Genomic DNA, 20,328 nt, shown 5'->3' with positions numbered 1-20,328 from the left:
GCTTGCCAACTGCCGTCGGAGCCCAGTCGCGCCCAGCTGGCGCCACCCAGTGCCAGCACCACGACGGCGGCTTTCACCAGCCGTTCGCCCTGTGGATAAGCAATCCGCAAGGCGCCATCGGAGTTCCAGCCCAGCCAGCGATGACGGGTGTGGATAACTACCCCGTTGTCACGCAGGCGCTTGAGCCAGGCACGTAGCAGCGGCGCGGCTTTCATGTCGGTCGGAAACACCCGGCCCGAGGTGCCGACGAAGGTTTCGATGCCCAGGCCGTGAATCCATTGGCGTAATGCGTCCGCATCGAAGTCGCGCAGCAACGCCTCGATCTCGCCCTGGCGTTCGGCATAGCGGGCCACGAACGCCGAGTAGGGCTCGGAATGGGTGATGTTCATGCCGCCGACGCCCGCCAGCAGGAACTTGCGCCCAACCGAAGGCATGGCATCGAACACCTCGACTGACAGGCCTGCCTGAGCCAGTGCTTCGGCAGCCATCAAGCCGGCAGGGCCGCCACCGATGACGACAGCGAGGGGAGAGGATGCGGGGTTCAGATCGGGCATGGTGGGCAGCAGGCTGTGGAAAAGAGGCGCATTCTAGCGCAGCGCTGGCCATGGAAGCACTGGTCAAAAAATGCTCAGAAGTCTGCAGGCCTTGCCATCAAAGGGCTGCAGCGCCTTTCCCGCAGGTTATCCACAAGCGGTTCCACAGTCATTGTGAACAACCGATGACGCGTGCTGCGCTGTGGTGAAGGATGCCGTGGCGTTTGGCCAAGGCTGCGCGGTCCTTGCTGTAACCACCGCCGATCACGCCCACCACCGGGATATCGCGGCCCAGGCAGTGGCGCAATACGGCTTCGTCACGGGCGGCAACGCCAGCATCGGTCAGTTGCAGGTAGCCCAAGGCGTCGTCTTTGTGCACATCGACGCCGGCGTCATACAGCACCAGGTCGGGCTGATACAACGGCAGCAGGTAGTTGAGGGCGTCGTCCACCACCTTCAGGTAGGCGGTATCGCCCATGCCACGGGGCAGGGGGATGTCCCAGTCGCTTTGCGCCTTGCGGGCCGGGAAGTTCTGCTCGCAGTGCAGCGACACGGTGATGGCCTCTGGCGTGTCGTGCAGGATGCGCGCGGTGCCATCGCCCTGGTGCACGTCGCAGTCGAAAATCAGCACCCGGTGTACCCGGCCAGCCGCCAGCAGGTAACGGCTGATCACCGCGAGGTCGTTGAAGATGCAGAAGCCGGCGGGGTGGTCGTAATGGGCATGGTGGGTGCCACCGGCGAGGTGGCAGGCGATGCCGTGATGCAGGGCCATTTCGGCCGTGAGCAGCGAGCCGCCGACGGCGCGCACGGTGCGCCGGGCCAGCGCCTCGCTCCAGGGCAGGCCGAGGCGGCGCTGGTCCTCGCGCGACAGCTCGCCGTTCATGTAGCGCTCGATGTAGCTGCGGTCGTGGGCCAGGGCGAGGATGTCGTTGGGGCAGATGTCCGGGCGCAGCAGGGCTTGGTCGGTGGTCAGCCCGCTGTCGACCAAGTGGTCGCGCAGCAGGCGGAACTTGTCCATCGGGAAGCGGTGTTCGGCGGGGAACTCCGGGCTGTAGTCTTCGTGGTAGATCAGCGGCAGCGGCATGGGGTGTTCACAATCGGGGCCAGTGCTGATCTTGCCAGTTATCGTCCTGCGCTGGCCAATACGCGTTGCCAGTCCGGCTCGTTCAGGCGCCCTAGGATGCGCGCCTTGCCATCGCCATCCACCGACACGAACAAAGCGCTGGCGTAGCTGCTTTGACGCTCGCCACCGGCAACGTTCTGCTGGCGGGCAAAATGGTCGATGCAGCCGTTGTGGGTCACCAGCACCAGGTTGTGCCCCGCACGTTTGCGCGCCAGCGCCTCGCTGGCGAACTGGCTGTCGCAGGTTTCCAGCCAGCCTTCGCTGGCCACCGCCTGACCGAGGATGAAGTGCGCGGTTTGCCGGGTGCGCAGTTTCGGGCTGGTCAGCAGGTCGGCGTTGTGCAGGCCCAGCCGGTTCAGCCCTTGGCCAACACGGGTTGCGGCCTGGCTACCGCTGACGGTGATACCGGTGGGGTCGTCCAGGCAGGGGCCGGGTGCGCTGTCGCAGCGTTCGGCGTGGCGGATCATCACGATCACCGCGCCTTCGGCCCAGTCTTGCAGTAAACCGCTGTCACTCAGTTGTTGCTCGTTGCCAAGGTCCACGATATGCGTCCTCGTCGCCAGCCAGGTGGTCAACGCCGCCACGACCATGCACAGGCCAAGGGCGGCACCGAGGGCTTTGCGAGACAGGCGCCGCTTGCGCCGGGTGTGAATGGCAGCGTGCCCCAGGGTATTGCTCGATTGCATGCGTAGCTCCGTTGGCATGGCCGCGTCTGGCGCGGCAGAGATGGCGGCATTGTGCTGAGGGGCCTGTCGGGGGCCGGTGAAGGGCGTGTGAAAATTGCATTCGGCGGCTACCGGTTGGGTGAAAGCCGAGCCCGCGCCTACGCTGTACACTGCAAGGCGGCAAAACCGGAGCAGGCCCCATGACCCCCATCCTTGAACTGGAAAGCGCACGGCTGGTGCTGCGCCAATGGCACGACGACGACCTGCGCGAGTTCGCCGCGCTGTGCGCCGACCCGCAGGTGATGCGCTACTTCCCGGCGCCCCTGACGCGTCTGGAAGCCGCTGCATTGATCGGTCGGGTGCGCGGGCACTTCAATGAATACGGTTTTGGTTTGTGGGCCCTTGAGCGCAAGGACAGCGGCGCGTTCATCGGCATGACCGGTTTGCTGCACGTAGGCTTCGAGGCCGATTTCACCCCCGCTGTGGAGATTGGCTGGCGCCTGGCCCGCCGTCACTGGGGCCTGGGTTTTGCCAGCGAGGCGGCGTGGACCTGCCTGCGTTGTGCTTTCGCCCAATTGCGCCTGGAGGAGGTGGTGTCGTTCACTAGCGAGAGCAACCTGCCGTCGCAGAAGGTCATGCAAGCCATCGGTATGCAGCAGGACGCGCAGGGCAGTTTCGAGCACCCCCGCCTGCCTGAGGGCCACCCGCTACGCCCGCATGTGCTGTACCGCATCGACCGCAACCATTGGGAGCGCACCCTGCGCCCCTGAATGCATGGCCATGCCCGGCACGAATGACAAACCCTGTATTATTTGCCCACTTGGAAGGCGCTGCATGTTGCACGTTCAGCGCCTGTGAGATCGAGCGCCGCTCGGGCGGCGCATCGCGAGCAAGCTCGCTCCTACGGAGAACCCCCGATGAGTCATGTGTTGGACGACCTGGTCGACCTGTTGAGCCTCGAAGCCATCGAGGAGAACCTGTTCCGTGGCCGCAGCCAGGACCTGGGCTTCCGCCAGCTGTACGGTGGGCAAGTGCTGGGGCAGTCGTTGTCGGCAGCCAGCCAGACGGTCGAGGACGCGCGCCATGTGCATTCGTTGCACGGCTACTTCCTGCGCCCGGGCGATGCCAGCCTGCCGGTGGTGTACTCGGTGGACCGCGTGCGCGATGGCGGCAGTTTCAGCACCCGGCGGGTGACGGCGATCCAGAAAGGCCAGACCATCTTCACCTGCAGCGCATCGTTCCAGTACGACGAGGAAGGGTTCGAGCACCAGGCGCAGATGCCAGAGGTGGTCGGCCCGGAAAACCTGCCGACCGAAGTCGAACTGGCCCGCGCCATGGCCGACCAGTTGCCCGAGCGCATTCGCGACAAAGTGCTGTGCGCCAAGCCGATCGAGATCCGCCCGGTCACTGAGCGTGACCCGTTCAACCCCAAGCCCGGTGACCCGGTGAAGTACGCCTGGTTCCGCGCCGACGGCAACCTGCCTGACGTACCCGCCCTGCACAAGTACCTGCTGGCCTACGCCTCGGACTTCGGCCTGCTGACCACTGCGCTGCTGCCCCATGGCAAGTCGGTGTGGCAGCGCGACATGCAGATCGCCAGCCTCGATCATTCGTTGTGGTTCCATGGCAACCTGCGCGCTGACGAATGGCTGCTGTACGCAACCGATAGCCCCTGGGCCGGTAATTCCCGTGGTTTCTGCCGCGGCAGCATCTTCAACCAGGCCGGGCAACTGGTGGCATCGTCCAGCCAGGAAGGCCTGATTCGTCATCGCAAGGATTGGGCATGAGCCTCCTTGGCGAGGTGCGCAACTGGGTGTTCGACATGGACGGCACCTTGACCGTGGCGGTGCACGACTTTGCCGCCATTCGCGTGGCGTTGGACATCCCGGCCGAGCACGACATCCTCACCCACCTGGCGGCGCTGCCGGCTGATGAGGCGGCAGCCAAGCATGCCTGGTTGCTGGAGCACGAGCGGGACCTGGCGGTTGCCTCCACGGCGGCCACCGGGGCGGTGGAACTGGTGCGCGAACTGGCCGAGCGCGGTTGCCGGCTGGGTATTCTTACCCGCAATGCGCGTGAGCTTGCGCATGTGACGCTGGAGGCCATCGGCCTGGCGGACTGCTTCGCGGTGGAGCACATTCTCGGGCGTGACGAAGCGGCGCCCAAGCCGAGCCCGGATGGGTTACTGAAAATTGCCAGTGCCTGGGGCGTGGCGCCCAGTGAGCTGGTGATGGTGGGGGATTACCGCTTTGACCTGGACTGTGGACGGGCGGCGGGGGCGCGCACGGTGCTGGTGAACCTGCCGGATAACCCGTGGCCGGAGCTGGTGGATTGGCATGCGGCCGATTGCCAGGCATTGAAGGTGATGCTGGGCTGATTCTTGTATTGGCAATGCGGGCCTGTTCGCGGGCATGCCCGCGAAAGGGCCGGACCTGTCTATGCTGAACCCCATTCTTTCTTCTGATACGGAGACCTACCCATGACCAGCAAGGCCATCTACGTACAACCCGGCGGCGGCTACGACAAGGTCGAGGTCGGCACCAGCGAGGCCCTGGCCCCCAAGGCCGGCGAGATCACCGTGCGCCTGCACGCCAGCTCCCTCAACTACCACGATTTCGCCGTGGTCAGCGGCATGTGGGGCCCGAGCGAGCGGCGCATCCCCATGGCCGATGGCGCCGGTGAGGTGGTCGCGGTGGGGGCTGGCGTTACCGAGTTCCAGGTCGGCGACAGCGTGGTCAGCACCTTCTTCCCCGATTGGCTCGATGGCCAGGCCAATGTCGAGGGCTTTGCCCAGGTGCCTGGCGACGGCCTCGATGGCTACGCCCGAGAGCAGGTCACCGCCCGTGCCACTGCGTTCACCCTGGCGCCCAAGGGTTTCAGCCATGCCGAAGCGGCCACCCTGACCACCGCCGGGCTTACCGCCTGGCGCGCGCTGATGAGTGATGATCACCTCAAGCCCGGCGACACGGTGCTGGTGCAGGGCACTGGCGGTGTGTCGATTTTCGCCTTGCAGTTCGCCAAGCTGGCCGGCGCTACAGTGATCGCCACCTCGTCCAGCGATGCCAAGTTGGAGCGCCTGAAAGCGTTGGGTGCCGACCACCTGATCAATTACAAGAGCACCCCGGCCTGGGGTGAGAAAGTGCGTGAGCTGACGGGCAACCGCGGGGTTGATCATGTGATCGAAGTGGGCGGCCCGGCGACGCTGGAGCAGTCGATGATTGCCGCGCGCATCGGTGGGCATGTTTCGCTGATCGGTATCCTCACCGGGGTGGCTGGGCAGTTGCCGCTGGTGCAGGCGCTGGTGCGGCAGATTCGCCTGCAAGGGGTGCTGGTAGGCAGCCGTGCGCAGCAGCAGGCGATGGTGCGGGCGATCGATGCCAACGGCCTGCGCCCGGTGGTGGACAAGCATTTCGAGTTGGAGCAGATCGTCGAGGCGTTCCGTTACCAGGAGAGCAACCGGCATTTCGGCAAGATCTGCCTGACTTGGTGAGGATAGGTGAGGGCGGCTGGATGTAACGGCCACCCTACAAGCCAATACATTCGCGCACATCGGCAGCACAGGGCGGCTGGCTAGAATGCCCCGCTCTGTTGCGATTGATTCTCTTCAAGAGGATGCCCCGATGTGCCCGACTCCCCTTTTCTGGCAGCGTTTGCTGCCTGTCTTGCTGTTGGCTACCTGCCTCGGCTTCATCCAACCTGCCAGCGCCGTGCAAGTGACCGACGTGCTCGGGCGCAAGGTCGAGGTCGACCACCCGCCTCAGCGCATCGTGCTTGGCGAAGGGCGGCTGTTCTTCGCGCTGGCTTTGCTTGACCGTGACAACCCGTTCCAGCGGGTGGTTGGCTGGCAGAACGACATGCGCCTGCTCGACCCGCACACCTATGAGGTGTATGCGCAGCAGTACCCACAAGTGGCCAAGTTGCCGCTGATCGGCCAGGCGTCCGAGCAGAGCGTGAGCGCTGAGCAGATACTGGCGCTCAAGCCCGACCTGGCCATTTTCAGCATCGCCGGTGAGGGCCCGACCCAGCACAGCCCGGTGGCCGATCTACTGGAAAAGGCCGGGGTGCCGGTGCTGTTCATCGACTTTCGCGTGCACCCGATCCGCAATACCCGGGTGAGCATGCAGGCACTGGGCACGCTGCTGGGGCGTGAGCCGCAGGCGGCGGAGTACCTGAACCTGTACGACCGTCACCTGAAGCGGGTAACCGACGGCGTGGCCAGGATCAAGGAAAGCGAGCGGCCCAAGGTGTTTCTCGAACTGTTGGCTGGCGTGTGGCAGGCACCGGGGCATACCACTGGCAAGAGCGGATTGGGCAGCGTGGTCGAAGCCGTAGGCGGGCACAACATTGGTGCCGATGTGGTGCCTGGGGCGCTGGGTGATGTGAGTGTCGAGTACGTGTTGCAAGCCGACCCGGACGTGTACATCGCCACCGGCAACCGCGCGCCCGGGGTGCTGCTGGGGGCTGGCGTCTCCACCGATACGGCACGCCAGAGCCTGGCGAAGATCACCGCGCGCCCCGAGTTCGCCCCGCTGCGGCCGATCCAGGCTGGCCAGGCCCATGGCTTGTGGCATGACTTCTACAACTCGCCGTTCAACATCCTGGCGGTCGAGGCCATGGCCCGATGGGTACACCCGGAGCGTTTCAAGGCGCTCGACCCGCAGGCAACCATGGGTGAAATCAACCGCATGCTCAAGGTCGGCCTGGACGGCCAGTACTGGGTCGATGCCAGGTGACCGCGCTGGCCCACGAAGGCGCGGCGTTGGCAGCCTGGCATTATCGTCGCCTGTTGTGGCGGCGGGCCTTGCTGGTCTTCACGCTGGCGTTGTTGCTGTTGTTGTCGGTACTGGGCGACCTGGCCAGCGGTGCCTCGGGCATGGGCCTGGGGCAATTGCTGCATGGCGTGTTCGACCCGGCGACGTTGAGTGCCACCGAGCGGGTGATCATCTGGAACGTGCGCCTGCCGTACTCGCTGATGGCGGTGCTGGTGGGGGCGGCCTTGGCGCTTGCCGGTGCCGAGATGCAGGCGATTCTAGACAACCCGCTGGCCAGCCCCTTCACCTTGGGTGTGTCGTCATCGGCGGCACTCGGCGCCTCGCTGGCGATTGCCTACCCACTGGGCATTGCCTGGCTGGCGCCGAGCGCCCAGGTGACGGTGATGGCGTTCATCTTCGCCTGCCTGTCGGTGGTGCTGTTGCAGGCCATGTCGCGGTTGCGTGGCGCCGGGGTCGAGAGCCTGGTGCTGTTTGGCATCGCCTTGGTGTTCAGCTGCAATGCGTTGGTCTCGTTGCTGCAATTGCTGGCCACCGAGGATGTGCTGCAGCAACTGGTGTTCTGGACCTTGGGTAGCCTGGCCCGCGCCGACTGGCACAAGCTTGGCATGCTGGCCCTGGTGCTGGGGTTGCTGTTGCCGTTCTCGCTACGAGCGGCACCGGCCATGACCTTGCTGCGCATGGGCGAGGACCGTGCGCGCAGTTTTGGCGTCGATACCCGGCGCCTGCGTTTTGCCTCGCTGCTGCGCATCAGCCTGTTGTCGGCAACGGCGGTGGCATTCGTCGGCACCATCGGTTTTGTCGGCCTGGTCGGGCCGCACATCGCCCGGCTGCTGGTCGGTGAGGACCAACGCTTCCTGCTGCCCGCCAGTGCGCTGGTGGGGGCGTTGATGCTGTCGCTGTCGTCGCTTGTCAGCAAGGCGATCTTGCCGGGGGTGATCGTGCCGGTGGGCATCGTTACCGCGCTGGTGGGCGTGCCGGTATTCGTGGTGCTGGTGTTCCGCCGGGGGAGAAGGTTGTGAGCCTGTTGATCGAGGGTGTTTCGGTGGCCTACGGCGCGCGGCAGATCCTGCAGGGGGTGAGCCTGCCGGCGTTGCCGGCCGGCAGCCTGGTAGCGCTGGTCGGGCCAAATGGTGCGGGCAAATCCACGTTGTTGCGTGCCTTGGCAGGGCTGGAGCGGATGCGCGGTGGTTTGCGCCTGGATGGGCAGGATGTGACGCGCCTGGGCTTTGCCGAGCGCTCACGTCGCCTGGCCTATATGCCCCAGCAGCTACCGCCGGGTATCGCCTTGGGCGTATTGGAAAGCATTGTTGCGGCCTTGCGCGTGAGCGCTGGCAGCGATCTGCTGGGCTGCGCCTTCGATGCGTTGCGCCAGTTGGGCATCGAGGGTTTGGCCGAGCGCTCGCTGGACAGTTTGTCTGGCGGGCAACGGCAGCTGGTGGCCTTGGCCCAGTTGCTGGCACGCAACCCACAGGTGCTGTTGCTAGACGAGCCGACCAGTGCGCTGGACCTGCATTACCAGTTGCGGGTGATGGGCGCTGTGCGCGAACGCGTGCAGGCGCATCGGTTGCTGGCGGTGGCGGTGCTGCATGACATCAACCTGGCAGCCAGCCACGCAGATTGGCTGGTGGTGTTGCGTGAGGGCAGGGTGGTGGCCTGCGGGGCGCCGGTGGATGTGCTGCAGCCGGGGCTGTTGGCTGAGGTGTATGGCGTGGTGGCCCGGGTGGAGCGCTGTTCGCAGGGGCGCCTGCAGGTGCTGGTGGACCGGGCGGTGGCTTGAAAACCGGCCAGATGCGGTCCCTTGTAGGAGCGGCCTTGTGCCGCGAAAGGGCTGCGAAGCAGCCCCCCGATTTATGCGATATAGCTGATGACCGGGGGCCGCTTCGCGGCCCTTTCGCGACACAAGGCCGCTCCTACACAGGGGGGATGCGCCAGTCGGATGATTATCAACCTGGCAGCAACCGGTCGCGGCTGTTGGACAGGTGCAGGCACACAGCCGCCCGCGCCGCATCCGGGTCTTGTCGGCGGATGGCATTGAGGATCGCCTCGTGCTCCAGGTTGGCCAGGTAGGCTTGCCGCGCCAGCTTGGCCCCGGAGCGTTCGGCCAGGGCCATGCGGTTACGCGGGATCAGGCCGTTGCCTAGCTGCAGCAGCATCTCGGTGAAATACAGGTTGCCAGTGGCCTCGGCAATCAGCAGGTGAAAGCGCCGGTCGGCTTCGATGCAACTGTCGCCAGCTGCGGCCAGGTCCTGGTAGTCATCCAGCGCCTGGCGCATGCGTGCCAGCTGCCCCTCGTCACGGCGCAGCGCGGCCAATGCGGCGGCCTGACCCTCCAGGCCAATACGCAGTTCCAGCAGATCACGCACATTCGCCGCGCTTTCCGCCGCCACGCGCAGGCCGGCCTGGGCCTGGCGCTCCATCACGAACGTACCGATACCGTGGCGCGGCTCCACCAGCCCCGAAGCTTGCAACTTGGACAAGGCTTCGCGCACCACCGTGCGGCTGACTCCGTGCTCGCGCACCAGGGTGTTTTCCGAGGGCAACTTGTCGCCCGGTTTGAAGGTGCCCAGCAAAATGTGCTGGGTCAGGCTGGAAACCAGGTCATGAGCGCGGCTGTGGCCGCGTTTACGGGCGTGTTCGGGTTCCATGTGCCATCCGCTGACTGTTGTACTTGTACGACAAGTTAATCGATAGAAATATTTTTTGCTGGTTTTTCACGTGATCAAGTCAACGCGTAGGTTAAGTGTTTTTGCATAATCGAAGCAGATTGCCATTGTGATGGCTTGTATTTTGAGGATTTACCGACGTTAGTGAGCTTGTCGTACAACTGCGCGGCGCATATGCTCACCCCCACTGCCATGTCAGACAACCTCGACCCGCACAAAAACAATTAGTGGGAGATCCGCAAGTGAACGACACCCTCGCTCCGTCTGGCCGACATGACGGCGACGCGTTGGCCAGCGCCGTGGCCAAGGTCAAGCGCCACGTACTGCCGCTGTTCGTCATCATGTTCATCGTCAACTACCTCGACCGCGTCAACATCGGCTTTGTCCGCCCGCACCTGGAAAGTGACCTGGGCATCAGCGCTGCGGCCTTCGGCTTTGGCGCCGGCTTGTTCTTCATCGGCTACGCACTGTTCGAAGTGCCCTCCAACATGCTGCTGCAAAAGGTCGGTGCCCGCCTGTGGCTGACCCGCATCATGTTCACCTGGGGGCTGGTGGCCACGGCCATGGCCTTTGTGCAGAACGAAACCCAGTTCTATGTGCTGCGCTTTCTACTGGGTGTGGCCGAAGCGGGGTTCTTCCCAGGGGTGATCTACTACTTCACCCGTTGGTTGCCGGCTGCCGAGCGCGGCAAGGCCATTGCCATCTTCCTCAGCGGTTCGGCACTGGCTTCGTTGATTTCCGGGCCGCTGGCCGGGGCGCTGATGCAGCTTCAGGGCTTGGGCCTGCATGGCTGGCAGTGGATGCTGTTCATCGAAGGCATGGCCTCGGTGGTGCTGTGCTTCTTCGTGTTCTTCTGGCTCGACTCCAAGCCGCAAGATGCCAAGTGGCTGAGCAAGGCCGAACAGGACGCACTGGTCGCTACCATCGACCGCGAGCAGCAAGCACGCGAGGCCGTTGGCGCTGTCAAACCGTCGGCCTGGAGCCTGCTCAAGGACCGCCAGATCGTGCTGTTCTGCCTGATCTACTTCTGCATCCAGTTGACCATCTATGCCGCCACGTTCTGGCTGCCGAGCATCATCAAGCGCATGGGCGATCTGAGTGACATGCAGGTCGGGTTCTTCAACTCGATCCCGTGGCTGATCTCGATCCTGGCCATGTACGCCTTCGCCGCCGGTTCCACACGCTGGAAATTCCAGCAGGCCTGGGTGGCGGGAGCCCTGCTGGTCGCCGCCATCGGCATGTTCATGTCCACTACCGGTGGGCCGGTGTTCGCCTTCGTCGCGGTGTGCTTCGCCGCGATTGGCTTCAAGTCGGCGTCGTCGCTGTTCTGGCCAATCCCCCAGGGCTACCTGGATGCCCGTATCGCGGCAGCGGTCATTGCCCTGATCAACTCGGTCGGCAACCTCGGTGGCTTCGTCGCCCCCACCACCTTTGGCCTGCTGGAGCAGCAAACCGGCTCGATCCAGGGTGGGCTGTACGGCCTGGCGGTAACCTCGGTGCTTGCAGCCATCGCCATCTTCTTCGTACGCATGCGCCCCAAAGGCGCCCCTTCCGATGACCTCAAGGCCCCTTCGGCCCTGGGCCAGACCCACTGATGACTGCGAGACAACAACCATGAACATGCAGACCAACCCAGCCGTTCACACCAGCACCCCGGTGGTCACCGACCTGCGCGTGATCCCCGTCGCCGGCCATGACAGCATGCTGCTCAACCTCAGTGGCGCCCATGGCCCGTACTTCACCCGCAACGTGGTGGTGCTGCGCGACAGCGCCGGCAACACCGGCCTTGGCGAAGTGCCCGGCGGCGAGAAGATTCGCCAAACCCTGGAGGACGCCCGCAGCCTGGTGGTCGGCCAGCCAATCGGCCATTACCAGCGTGTGCTCAATGCCATGCGCCAGACCTTCGCCAACCGCGACTCGGCCGGCCGTGGCCTGCAAACCTTCGACCTGCGCATCACCGTGCACGCGGTGACCGCCATCGAGTCGGCGCTGCTCGACCTGCTCGGCCAGCATCTGAACGTGCCGATGGCGGCACTGCTGGGCGAGGGGCAGCAACGCGATGCAGTGAAGATGCTCGGTTACCTGTTCTATATCGGCGACCGTCAGCAGACCGACCTGGCTTACCGCAACGAAACCGATAGCGATGAAGACTGGTTCCGCCTGCGTCACGAAACGGCGCTGACCACGGAGGCGGTGGTACGTCTGGCCGAGGCCGCCAAGGCGCGTTATGGCTTCAGCGACTTCAAGCTCAAGGGCGGGGTATTGCGCGGCGAAGAAGAGATGGAAGCGGTAACGGCCTTGGCCGAGCGCTTCCCCGAAGCGCGCATTACCCTCGACCCGAACGGCGCCTGGTCATTGCAAGAGGCCATTGCCCTGTGCCGCGACAAGCACGGCGTGCTGGCCTACGCCGAAGACCCGTGCGGTGCCGAGAACGGTTACTCGGGCCGTGAGGTGATGGCCGAGTTCCGCCGCGCCACCGGTCTGCCCACCGCCACCAACATGATCGCCACCGACTGGCGACAGATGGGCCATGCCATTCAGTTGCAGTCGGTAGACATCCCGCTGGCCGACCCGCACTTCTGGACTTTGCAGGGTTCGGTGCGGGTGGCGCAGATGTGCAACGACTGGGGGCTGACCTGGGGTTCCCACTCCAACAACCACTTCGACATTTCGCTGGCGATGTTCACTCAGGTGGCGGCTGCGGCGCCGGGTGAGATCACCGCCATCGACACCCATTGGATCTGGCAGGACGGCCAACGCCTGACCCGCGAGCCGCTGCGTATTGTCGACGGGCATGTGCGGGTGCCGGCGCGGCCAGGGCTGGGGGTGGAGTTGGATGAAGACCAACTGGCCAAGGCGCATGAGTGCTACCGCAACATGGGCCTTGGCGCGCGGGATGACAGCGTGGCGATGCAGTACCTGATACCGGGGTGGTGCTTCGATAACAAGCGGCCTTGCCTGGTGCGTTAAGGCGGGTTCAAGACTTTGCAAGGAAGGCCTCGGGAAACCGGGGCTTTTTTGTATCTGACCGATAGGGCCAGTGCAGGCAACACACATCCAAATGAAAAACAAAAGCGCCAAACGGCCCGGTGACGCGATCGGGCATGCCATTCGCGACATCTGGCGTTAATGGAAACGCCCTGTCGTGATCGAACAGTTCCGGGGCGTTCTCGTGTAATTACCCACAGCCATGCGGGGCTTAAATGAAGCCCGTCCTGCACTGACAGCTGCTCTGTGATGCGTGCCAAAGATCAACAACAGAACGCGAGTAAGCTGTCGACTAATTGAATTCAAAGGAGATATTTTCGCCTACGCCTGCCCGTCCATCCTTGTGTCAGCAAAAAGAGAACAACATCAATGAACACCGTGGGATCTGATGGCAACCTTGCACAAGGTTTCAAGCCACGTCATGTAACGATGCTGTCCATCGCCGGCATCATCGGCGCCGGACTTTTCGTAGGCTCCGGCCATGCCATCGCGGCAGCCGGGCCAGCAACTATAATTTCCTATTTCGTGGCCGGGACCCTGGTGGTACTGGTCATGCGCATGCTCGGCGAAATGGCCGTGGCACACCCTGACACCGGATCGTTTTCCACCTATGCTGACCAGGCCATTGGCCGCTGGGCCGGGTACACCATCGGCTGGTTGTACTGGTGGTTCTGGGTGCTGGTCATCCCTATCGAAGCGCTGGCCGCCGGGCATGTGCTGAACGCCTGGTTCCCGCAGGTGGACAGCTGGATCTTCGCCTTGGCTTCGGTGCTGTTGCTGGCCGGTACCAACCTGTTCAGTGTGGCCAAGTACGGCGAGTTCGAGTTCTGGTTCGCCATCCTCAAGGTCACCGCCATTCTGGGTTTCATCGGCCTGGGTTTCGCCGCGCTGATGGGTTGGCTGCCCAACCGTGAGGTCAGCGGGCTGAGCGGGTTGATGGCCGAGTACGGCGGCTTTGCGCCGAAGGGCTGGTCGGCCGTGGTCGGTGCGTTCATTACCGTGATGTTCAGCTTCATCGGCACCGAGGCGGTGACCATCGCGGCCTCCGAGTCCAGCGACCCATCGCGCAACATCGCCAAGGCCACCCGCTCGGTGATCTGGCGTATCAGCACCTTCTACATCCTGTCGATCTTCGTGATCATCTCGGTGGTGCCGTGGAACGACCCGCAGCTGGCGGTGGTGGGTTCGTACCAGCGTGCGCTGGAAATCATGAACATCCCCAACGCGGCGTTCATGGTCGACCTGGTGGTGCTGGTGGCCGTGACCAGTTGCATGAATTCGTCGATCTACATCGCTTCGCGGATGATGTACTCGCTGGCCAAGCGCGGTGACGCCCCGGCCTTCCTCAACAAGACCTCCAAGGTCGGTGTACCGCGTGCCGCGGTGTTCGGCAGCACGCTGATCGGTGCGGCCATCGCTGTGCTCAACTACTTCGCGCCGAAGGGTGTGTTCGAGTTCCTGCTGGCAAGCTCCGGCGCCATTGCCTTGCTGGTGTACATGGTCATCGCCATCTCGCAGCTGCGTATGCGCCGCCGCCTGGAGCGGGAAAACACCGAGCTGAAGTTCCGCATGTGGCTGTTCCCGTACCTGACCTGGGCGGTGATCATCTTCATTGCCGGGGCGCTGGCGGTGATGATGTACACGCCTGAGCACCGGGCGGAAGTGAGTTCCACGTTGGGCCTGGCGATCGTGATTTCCTTCCTGGGGATCGTGACCTCGCGGGGCCATGCGCAACCGGTGGGGGCGCGGTCGATGGGGTGATTGAGTTCACCGGGTGGTAGGGCAAAGGGCACTCGTGGATGGGTGCCCTTTGTTTTTTGAAACACTTGTTTGGCAGCACGAGCGGTCGGCGTGGGGCTTGCCAGGCGTAGACGCGGTGTGAGCTTGAGCGTCAACTTAAAGCCGCTCTGTATGAGCGCTGCGTTGCTAACCCGGCAAAAGTTTCGGCAGCGCTGAGGCAGAACTATCCTGCGGCCATGGACGTTTTTCGGGATACCTACATGGTCGAATTTCTTGGTCTGCCTGGTGTGCATGCCGAATCAGACCTGCATTGCGCATTGATGGACCGGCTCAAACAGTTCCTGATCGAGCTGGGCCGGGATTTCTGCTTCGTCGGCTCACAATACCCGCTTCAGGTCGGCGGCCGTGACTTCGCACTCGACTTGCTGTTCTTCCACCGTGGCCTCAACTGCCTGGTAGCGATCGAACTGAAAGTCGGTCGCTTCGAGCCAGAGTACCTGGGCAAGCTGGATTTCTATCTCGAAGCACTGGACCGCAATGAGCGTAAGCGTCATGAAAACCCGGCCATCGGCGTGTTGCTATGCGCCAGCAGAGACGACGAGGTGGTTGAGTACGCACTCAATCGCAGTTTGTCCCCCGCGCTGATTGCCGAGTATCAAACGCGCTTGCCAGACAAGGCACTGCTGCAAGCCAAGCTGCATGAGTTCTATGCCTTGGGTACTGCAGACGATCCGAGCGTTTGAGCAGCCATCAAGTGCCGCCCATCACGCTTTGCACATACCGCATCACTGCCGGCGCTTTTTCGAAGCGTCGATGGATCAGGCTCAGCCACGAGCTGGCCTGGCAGTCGACTATTTGCCGGAAGTTCACCTGCGGCAGGCTAATGCGCTGCACGACCGATTCCGGGACCACGGCAATGCCTTGGCCAAGGGACACCAGGGTAATCACCGCCACCAGGCTGCCAGGTTGCGGGCCGAGCCGTGGCACGAAACCACCTTGCGCGGCCACCTCCAGCGTGCCGGAGATCTGCTCGGGCAGGATGAAGGTTTCATTGGCCAGGCGTGCGGCCGGGATCTGTGGCACTTCATTGATGCGCGAGCTGGCGGGCAGGGCGAGCACGAAGCCTTCCTGGCGCAAGGCAATGGCTTCGAGTGCTTCCGGCAGCTCCATGGGCGAGCGCACATAGGCCAGGTCAAGCAGGCCATCGCGAACCATGCCGGGCAGATCGGCCATGGGCAGTTCGCGGATATTCAGGCGCACGCCGGGGCAGGTTTCGCTGTAGTGGCTGACTTGCTGCTGAAGCATGCCCGAGTAGGCGGCCGAGGCTACGTAGCCCAGCTCGATGCGCCCGCTTTCGCCACGGGCGGCGCGCTGCGCGCCCAGTTGTGCGGCGTCGAACTGGCGCACGGCCTGTTCAGCCTCGATCAACAGCGCCTGGCCGGCGGCGGTAAGGTTGACCTCGCGCTGGTTACGCTCGAACAGGCGCACGCCCAGCTCGCGCTCCATGTCCTGGATCTGCCGGCTGAGGGTGGGCGGGGCGATGCCCAGTTGCTCGGCGGCCCGGGTGAAATGGCCGTGGCGGGCGACGCAGAGGAAGTAGCGGAAATGGCGGATTTCCATGGGTGTTACCTACAGGGTAATGACGCAGGCCGCCGGGGCTAACAAGGCTTGGTGTTGGCGGCGTTATGGTGGGGTCAACACTACAAGGCTGGCGCTGATACGACCAGCCTGCTTCTGGAGCCTGCCATGCCTGCCCCTTCAGCACGCTTTACCTTGCTTACCGCTTCCCTGGTCTGCGCCCTGATCATCCTCGACACCAACATTGTCGCGGTCAGCCTGCCCAGTATCGCGCGAGACCTGTCCGGCTCGTTCGCCGACATCGAATGGGTAGTCAGCGCCTACCTGCTGGCCTTCGCCGCTTGCCTGTTGCCCGCCGGTAGCCTGGCCGACCGCTTCGGCCGGCGGCGCATGCTGCTGCTCGGCCTGGTGCTGTTCGGCGTGGCTTCGCTGGCCTGCGGTGCGGCGCCCAGCCTGCTGTTTCTCGACCTGGCCAGAGCCGCCAAGGGGGTAGGCGCTGCGTTGCTGCTGACCTCGGCCCTGGCGGCGATTGGCAACCGGTTCCATCAGCCACAAGAACGCATGCGTGCCTGGGCCTTCTGGGGCGCCTGCATGGGCGCCACCATCACCTTCGCGCCGCTGCTGGGCGGGGTGATTGCCAGTACCTTGGGCTGGCGCTGGATCTTCTACATCAACCTGCCGCTGGTGGCACTGCTGGCGGTAATGGTCATGCGCAGTATCGAAGAGTCTCGCGACAGTGCGGCGGCACGCCTGGACCCCTGGGGCAGCCTGACCTTCGCCGGCAGCCTGGGCTACCTGATCTGGGCGATGATCGATGCCAACCAGGTGGGCTGGGGCAGCGCGCAAACCCTTGGCCGGTTGGTGATCAGCGCCTTTCTGTTCAGCCTGTTCATCATGGTCGAGCGCAGCCAGCAGCGGCCGATGATCGACTTGCAACTGATGCGTAGCGGGCGTTTTGTAGGGGCTCTGCTGGGCATGTTTGCCTACGCCGCCTGCGCCCAGGTGATGATGACCCTGCTGCCGCTGTATTTGCAGAACGGCCTGCAACTGTCGGCCCTGGCCGCGGGGGCGGGTATGTTGCCGTTCGCCGTTGCCATGCTGCTGACGCCGCGCCTGGGCATGCGCCTGGCTGCCCACTGCAGCCCGGCGCAGGTGTTTGCGCTGGGCCTGGTGCTGGTGGGCACGGGCAACTTGCTGTGTGCCTGGGCCACGCGCCACGGCGGTTATGGGGCATTCGCCCTGGCCAGCGTGGTGTTGGGGGCGGGCGCCGGGCTGCTCAATGGCGATACGCAGAAAAACATCATGGCCTGCGTGCCGCGTGAGCGCACCGGTATGGCCTCGGGCCTGAGCACCACCACGCGGTTTGGTGCGATCGTGCTGGCCATTGGTGTGCTCGGGGGTGTGCTCGCTGCCCGTAGCGGGCAGTTGCTGCAGGAGGCCATGGCCACTGTGGCTCCCGCACAATCGAGCCAGGTTGCCGCGATGGCCACGCGGGTTGCAGCGGGCGACTTGCAGGCGGCGCTGGCCCTGCTTGAGCCAGGCTTGCGTGAGGCGGTGGCGCCATTGGCCCGCCAGGCATTCATGGGCGGTTTCGAGGCTGTGTTACAGGTCGCGGGTGTGGCGGCGTTGCTGTTTGCGCTGCTGGTCGGCGTGTTGCTGAGCCGGCCACTGCCTGCCAGGCAGGAGGGGCTGATGGCCGAAGGGCGACCTTGAAACGGCCAGGGTCCGTGCAACGATCTAAAAATAAATGAGGTGTTTTATCATTCTCGTTCGGCTTGTAGAGAAGGCCGGAATACAGGCCAGCCCGCCGACCCCTCTACGGAGCGAGAAAAATGAGTTCGACCCCGGTTCCACAGCGCCACCCATTGAGTCGTGCTGTGCACGGTGCTTTCCTGGGCCTGGTTGTCAGTAGCTGTGCGCTGCCTGCCCTTGCGCAATCTGCAACTGCTGAACACAGCAACCAGGCGCAGCAATGGAACATTCCTGGCGGCCCACTGGCGCCGGCGCTTGACCGCTTTGCACGCCAGGCGGGCATTAGCCTGTCCTTCGACGCGCAGCGCATAGCCGACCGCAACACGGCAGGTGTGCAAGGTACGCTGGGCACGTCGGCGGCACTCTCGCAGTTGTTGCAGGGGACCGAGCTTCAGGCGCAGCAGCAAGGCCCCAGTGCTTACCTGGTGGTACCGCAGCCCAAGCCTGCCGGCCCGCTGGAGCTGGGGGCGACCGAGGACTACCGCCTGGCGCCCGTCATCATCAATGCCAAGGTCAAAGCCAGCGCCGACGAAGACAGCAACTCGGTGGTTGCCAAGGAGCTGTGGGTAGGCGGCAAGGTGGCGACCAGCATCCTCAACACGCCAGCCTCCGTGTCTGTGGTGACCAACAAGGAAATGCAGCAGCGCAGCGTCAGCACAACCGAAGAGGCGCTGCAGTACACCCCCGGCGTGGTCAGCGACTACTACGGTTCGGACGACCGCAACGATTACTTCCTGATCCGCGGCTTTCAGGCCACCACCTACCGTGACGGCCTGACCCTCAGTTCGATGCGCGGTGTGCGTGAAGACCCTTACGCCTACGAGCGCATAGAAATTCTGCGTGGTGCCAACTCCACGCTGTTCGGCCCGGCAGACCCAGGTGGCTCGGTCAACTTCGTGACCAAGCAACCGCGCTTCGAGAAGTTTGGCCAGGGCTACGTGACCTACGGCTCCTACAACCATGCCGAAACCGGTATCGATGTAGGCGATGCCCTGAACGACGAACAAACCCTGGCCGGCCGCTTCACGGCCAAGATGCAGAACAGCGACCGCGAGTACGACCACTCCCAGGACGACAACCGGTTCGTGATGGGCGGCCTGACCTGGGCGCCCACCGACTTCACCTCGGCCACCATGGTGCTCGACTACCTGAAAACCGATAGCTCGCCGAACAGTGGCGGCTACCCGCTGGACAAGGAATACGACCGCAGCGATTTCTATGGCGAGCCCAGCTACAACTTCCACAATGTGGAGCGCACCAGCCTCAGCGGCAACATCACCCACGACTTCGACAATGGCTTCGTATTGCGCAGCAACCTGCGTTACAGCGAGCTGAGCGATGACTTTGGCTACGCGTACCTGAGCGACAGTGCCTCGCGTGTCGGCACTACGATTCCACGCTACATCTTCGGCACCGACAGTGATGCCGATCAGCTCAATGGCAACCTGATGCTGCAGTACGATGCCCAATTCGAGCATATCGACAGCAGCACCCTGGTGGGCGTGGAGTACCTCGACTCGACGACCAAGCAGAGTTCGGTCTACGGCCTGGCGCCTTCCATCGACATCGCCAACCCGGTATTCACCGGCGTGCCAGGCGGCATCACGCCCTATACCCGCAAGAAGAATGATGCCACCACCAAGGCGGTGTTCCTGCAGCAGAACCTGTCGTTCTTTGACCGCGTCATCGCCACCGCAGGCGTGCGTAATGACTCGATGGACCTGTCCAGCAAGGAGTACATCGGTGGCGAGCAGACGGAAAAGGACAACTTCTCCGAAACCTCTTATCGCGCGGCACTGACCTATATCGTCAACGATGAAGTCTCTACCTATGTGAGCATGGTGGAGTCCGTATCACCCCCGCAAGTTGGCGTTACGCCGCAAACGGGCAGGCAGTATGAAGTGGGCGTGAAGTATTCGCCCTTGGGCATGGACGCACTGTTCTCGGCTGCCGTTTACGACCTGACCCAGGAGAACGTGACCATTGCCGTGGTGCTGCCAAGCGGCATCATCGAGCAGCAGACAGTGGGCGAGTCACGCGTGCGCGGTCTGGATCTGGAAGCCAAGGCGCAAGTCACGCAAGACATCAGCGTGATCGGTGCTTACTCCTACATGGAGTCCGAGGTGCTGCGCGGGTCGTTGTGGAACGGCGACTCGCTCAAGGGCAATGAATTTGCCACTGCACCGAAGCACACCGCATCGCTGTGGAGCTATTACGACGTACCGGGCACGGATGTGAGCGTGGGTCTGGGCGCGCGGTACGTGGGTGCCTACTACATGGATGCTGCCAACACCAAGAAGAGCGACGGCACAACACTGTTCGACGCGGCGCTGAACTACAAGATCGCCAAGGGGACCGACCTGGCGCTGAATGTCAGCAACCTGTTCGACGAGCAACATGTGGTTGGGTCGGGGACGGCGAACTACTACAACCCGGGGCGCGAAGTGACGGCCAAGTTGAGTTACAGCTGGTGAGGTGGGGCGGGCTGGCACGGGCTTCGCCCGTGTTCGCGGG

17 protein-coding genes and 1 pseudogene are annotated in these 20,328 nt (G+C 63.8%); 13 read left to right on the top strand and 5 right to left on the bottom strand.

The annotated features are described in order from the left end of the window. The 3 genes from APH35_RS23580 to APH35_RS23570 form a co-directional block, all read right to left on the bottom strand. On the bottom strand, window positions 1-554 hold a 554-nt coding region (locus APH35_RS23580; protein ID WP_156341239.1), incomplete at its 3' end, for an NAD(P)/FAD-dependent oxidoreductase. Between the two features lie 148 nt (window positions 555-702). Continuing rightward, on the bottom strand, window positions 703-1,617 hold the full coding sequence (locus APH35_RS23575) for a histone deacetylase family protein (RefSeq protein WP_060515621.1): 915 nt from the start codon (window positions 1,615-1,617) through the stop codon (window positions 703-705). A gap of 38 nt (window positions 1,618-1,655) precedes the next feature. Next, window positions 1,656-2,342 (bottom strand): histidine phosphatase family protein, encoded by a 687-nt coding sequence (locus tag APH35_RS23570; RefSeq protein ID WP_060494258.1) that lies wholly within the window; start codon window positions 2,340-2,342, stop codon window positions 1,656-1,658. 179 nt (window positions 2,343-2,521) lie between these two features. Between APH35_RS23570 and APH35_RS23565 the strand changes: the two genes are divergently transcribed. The 7 genes from APH35_RS23565 (at window position 2,522) to APH35_RS23535 (ending at window position 8,870) form a co-directional block, all read left to right on the top strand. Next, window positions 2,522-3,091, top strand: coding sequence for a GNAT family N-acetyltransferase (locus tag APH35_RS23565; protein WP_060515620.1), 570 nt, complete (start codon window positions 2,522-2,524; stop codon window positions 3,089-3,091). A gap of 147 nt (window positions 3,092-3,238) precedes the next feature. Continuing rightward, a complete protein-coding gene (gene tesB, locus APH35_RS23560) occupies window positions 3,239-4,108 on the top strand; it encodes an acyl-CoA thioesterase II (RefSeq protein WP_012274301.1) in 870 nt (289 codons plus the stop codon). Continuing rightward, complete coding sequence (locus APH35_RS23555; RefSeq protein WP_012274300.1) at window positions 4,105-4,698, top strand: HAD family hydrolase; 594 nt, start codon at window positions 4,105-4,107, stop codon at window positions 4,696-4,698. The genes tesB and APH35_RS23555 overlap by 4 nt, the downstream gene beginning before the upstream one ends. A 102-nt stretch (window positions 4,699-4,800) precedes the next feature. Continuing rightward, window positions 4,801-5,811, top strand: coding sequence for a zinc-dependent alcohol dehydrogenase family protein (locus APH35_RS23550; protein WP_012274299.1), 1,011 nt, complete (start codon window positions 4,801-4,803; stop codon window positions 5,809-5,811). A gap of 130 nt (window positions 5,812-5,941) precedes the next feature. Beyond that, the gene (locus tag APH35_RS23545; protein WP_012274298.1) at window positions 5,942-7,054 is read left to right on the top strand and encodes an ABC transporter substrate-binding protein; all 1,113 of its coding nucleotides are present in this window, start codon (window positions 5,942-5,944) and stop codon (window positions 7,052-7,054) included. Then, window positions 7,051-8,112, top strand: a complete 1,062-nt coding sequence (locus tag APH35_RS23540; RefSeq protein ID WP_012274297.1) for a FecCD family ABC transporter permease — start codon at window positions 7,051-7,053, stop codon at window positions 8,110-8,112. The genes APH35_RS23545 and APH35_RS23540 overlap by 4 nt, the downstream gene beginning before the upstream one ends. Continuing rightward, window positions 8,109-8,870 (top strand): ABC transporter ATP-binding protein, encoded by a 762-nt coding sequence (locus tag APH35_RS23535; RefSeq protein ID WP_060515619.1) that lies wholly within the window; start codon window positions 8,109-8,111, stop codon window positions 8,868-8,870. Before APH35_RS23540 ends, APH35_RS23535 begins: the two co-directional genes overlap by 4 nt. 166 nt (window positions 8,871-9,036) lie before the next feature. Here the strand turns inward: APH35_RS23535 and APH35_RS23530 are convergent, their stop codons facing one another. Further along, entirely contained in the window at window positions 9,037-9,738 is a 702-nt protein-coding gene (locus APH35_RS23530) for a FadR/GntR family transcriptional regulator (protein WP_012274295.1), read from the bottom strand. Window positions 9,739-9,998: 260 nt separating this feature from the next. Between APH35_RS23530 and APH35_RS23525 the strand changes: the two genes are divergently transcribed. The 4 genes and pseudogenes from APH35_RS23525 to APH35_RS23510 form a co-directional block, all read left to right on the top strand. Then, the gene (locus APH35_RS23525) at window positions 9,999-11,351 is read left to right on the top strand and encodes an MFS transporter (protein ID WP_060494254.1); all 1,353 of its coding nucleotides are present in this window, start codon (window positions 9,999-10,001) and stop codon (window positions 11,349-11,351) included. 19 nt (window positions 11,352-11,370) lie between these two features. Further along, entirely contained in the window at window positions 11,371-12,726 is a 1,356-nt protein-coding gene (gene gudD / locus APH35_RS23520; protein ID WP_060515618.1) for a glucarate dehydratase, read from the top strand. Between the two features lie 387 nt (window positions 12,727-13,113). Further along, a complete protein-coding gene (locus tag APH35_RS23515) occupies window positions 13,114-14,505 on the top strand; it encodes an amino acid permease (protein WP_012274292.1) in 1,392 nt (463 codons plus the stop codon). A gap of 119 nt (window positions 14,506-14,624) precedes the next feature. Then, window positions 14,625-15,227, top strand: a pseudogene (locus APH35_RS23510) (PDDEXK nuclease domain-containing protein); the annotation flags it as partial. Window positions 15,228-15,234: 7 nt separating this feature from the next. Here APH35_RS23510 and APH35_RS23505 read toward each other — a convergent pair. Continuing rightward, on the bottom strand, window positions 15,235-16,104 hold the full coding sequence (locus APH35_RS23505) for a LysR family transcriptional regulator (protein ID WP_060494252.1): 870 nt from the start codon (window positions 16,102-16,104) through the stop codon (window positions 15,235-15,237). A 126-nt stretch (window positions 16,105-16,230) separates the two neighbouring features. Between APH35_RS23505 and APH35_RS23500 the strand changes: the two genes are divergently transcribed. Together APH35_RS23500 and APH35_RS23495 are read left to right on the top strand one after the other, a co-directional pair. Beyond that, window positions 16,231-17,775, top strand: coding sequence for an MFS transporter (locus APH35_RS23500; protein ID WP_060515617.1), 1,545 nt, complete (start codon window positions 16,231-16,233; stop codon window positions 17,773-17,775). A 119-nt stretch (window positions 17,776-17,894) separates the two neighbouring features. After that, window positions 17,895-20,288 (top strand): TonB-dependent siderophore receptor, encoded by a 2,394-nt coding sequence (locus APH35_RS23495; protein WP_060515616.1) that lies wholly within the window; start codon window positions 17,895-17,897, stop codon window positions 20,286-20,288. The last annotated feature ends 40 nt before the right edge of the window (window positions 20,289-20,328 follow it).

This window comes from Pseudomonas sp. NBRC 111132 (assembly GCF_001320565.1).
GTDB lineage: Bacteria > Pseudomonadota > Gammaproteobacteria > Pseudomonadales > Pseudomonadaceae > Aquipseudomonas > Aquipseudomonas putida_P.
This window is presented reverse-complemented; position numbering and strand designations above follow the sequence as displayed.

Coding starts and splice junctions, on each gene's coding strand:
- APH35_RS23575 (WP_060515621.1), bottom strand. CDS start 1,617: ATGCCGCTGCCGCTGATCTACCACGAAGACTACAGCCCGGAGTTCCCC.
- APH35_RS23570 (WP_060494258.1), bottom strand. CDS start 2,342: ATGCAATCGAGCAATACCCTGGGGCACGCTGCCATTCACACCCGGCGC.
- APH35_RS23565 (WP_060515620.1), top strand. CDS start 2,522: ATGACCCCCATCCTTGAACTGGAAAGCGCACGGCTGGTGCTGCGCCAA.
- tesB (WP_012274301.1), top strand. CDS start 3,239: ATGAGTCATGTGTTGGACGACCTGGTCGACCTGTTGAGCCTCGAAGCC.
- APH35_RS23555 (WP_012274300.1), top strand. CDS start 4,105: ATGAGCCTCCTTGGCGAGGTGCGCAACTGGGTGTTCGACATGGACGGC.
- APH35_RS23550 (WP_012274299.1), top strand. CDS start 4,801: ATGACCAGCAAGGCCATCTACGTACAACCCGGCGGCGGCTACGACAAG.
- APH35_RS23545 (WP_012274298.1), top strand. CDS start 5,942: ATGTGCCCGACTCCCCTTTTCTGGCAGCGTTTGCTGCCTGTCTTGCTG.
- APH35_RS23530 (WP_012274295.1), bottom strand. CDS start 9,738: ATGGAACCCGAACACGCCCGTAAACGCGGCCACAGCCGCGCTCATGAC.
- gudD (WP_060515618.1), top strand. CDS start 11,371: ATGAACATGCAGACCAACCCAGCCGTTCACACCAGCACCCCGGTGGTC.
- APH35_RS23515 (WP_012274292.1), top strand. CDS start 13,114: ATGAACACCGTGGGATCTGATGGCAACCTTGCACAAGGTTTCAAGCCA.
- APH35_RS23505 (WP_060494252.1), bottom strand. CDS start 16,104: ATGGAAATCCGCCATTTCCGCTACTTCCTCTGCGTCGCCCGCCACGGC.
- APH35_RS23500 (WP_060515617.1), top strand. CDS start 16,231: ATGCCTGCCCCTTCAGCACGCTTTACCTTGCTTACCGCTTCCCTGGTC.
- APH35_RS23495 (WP_060515616.1), top strand. CDS start 17,895: ATGAGTTCGACCCCGGTTCCACAGCGCCACCCATTGAGTCGTGCTGTG.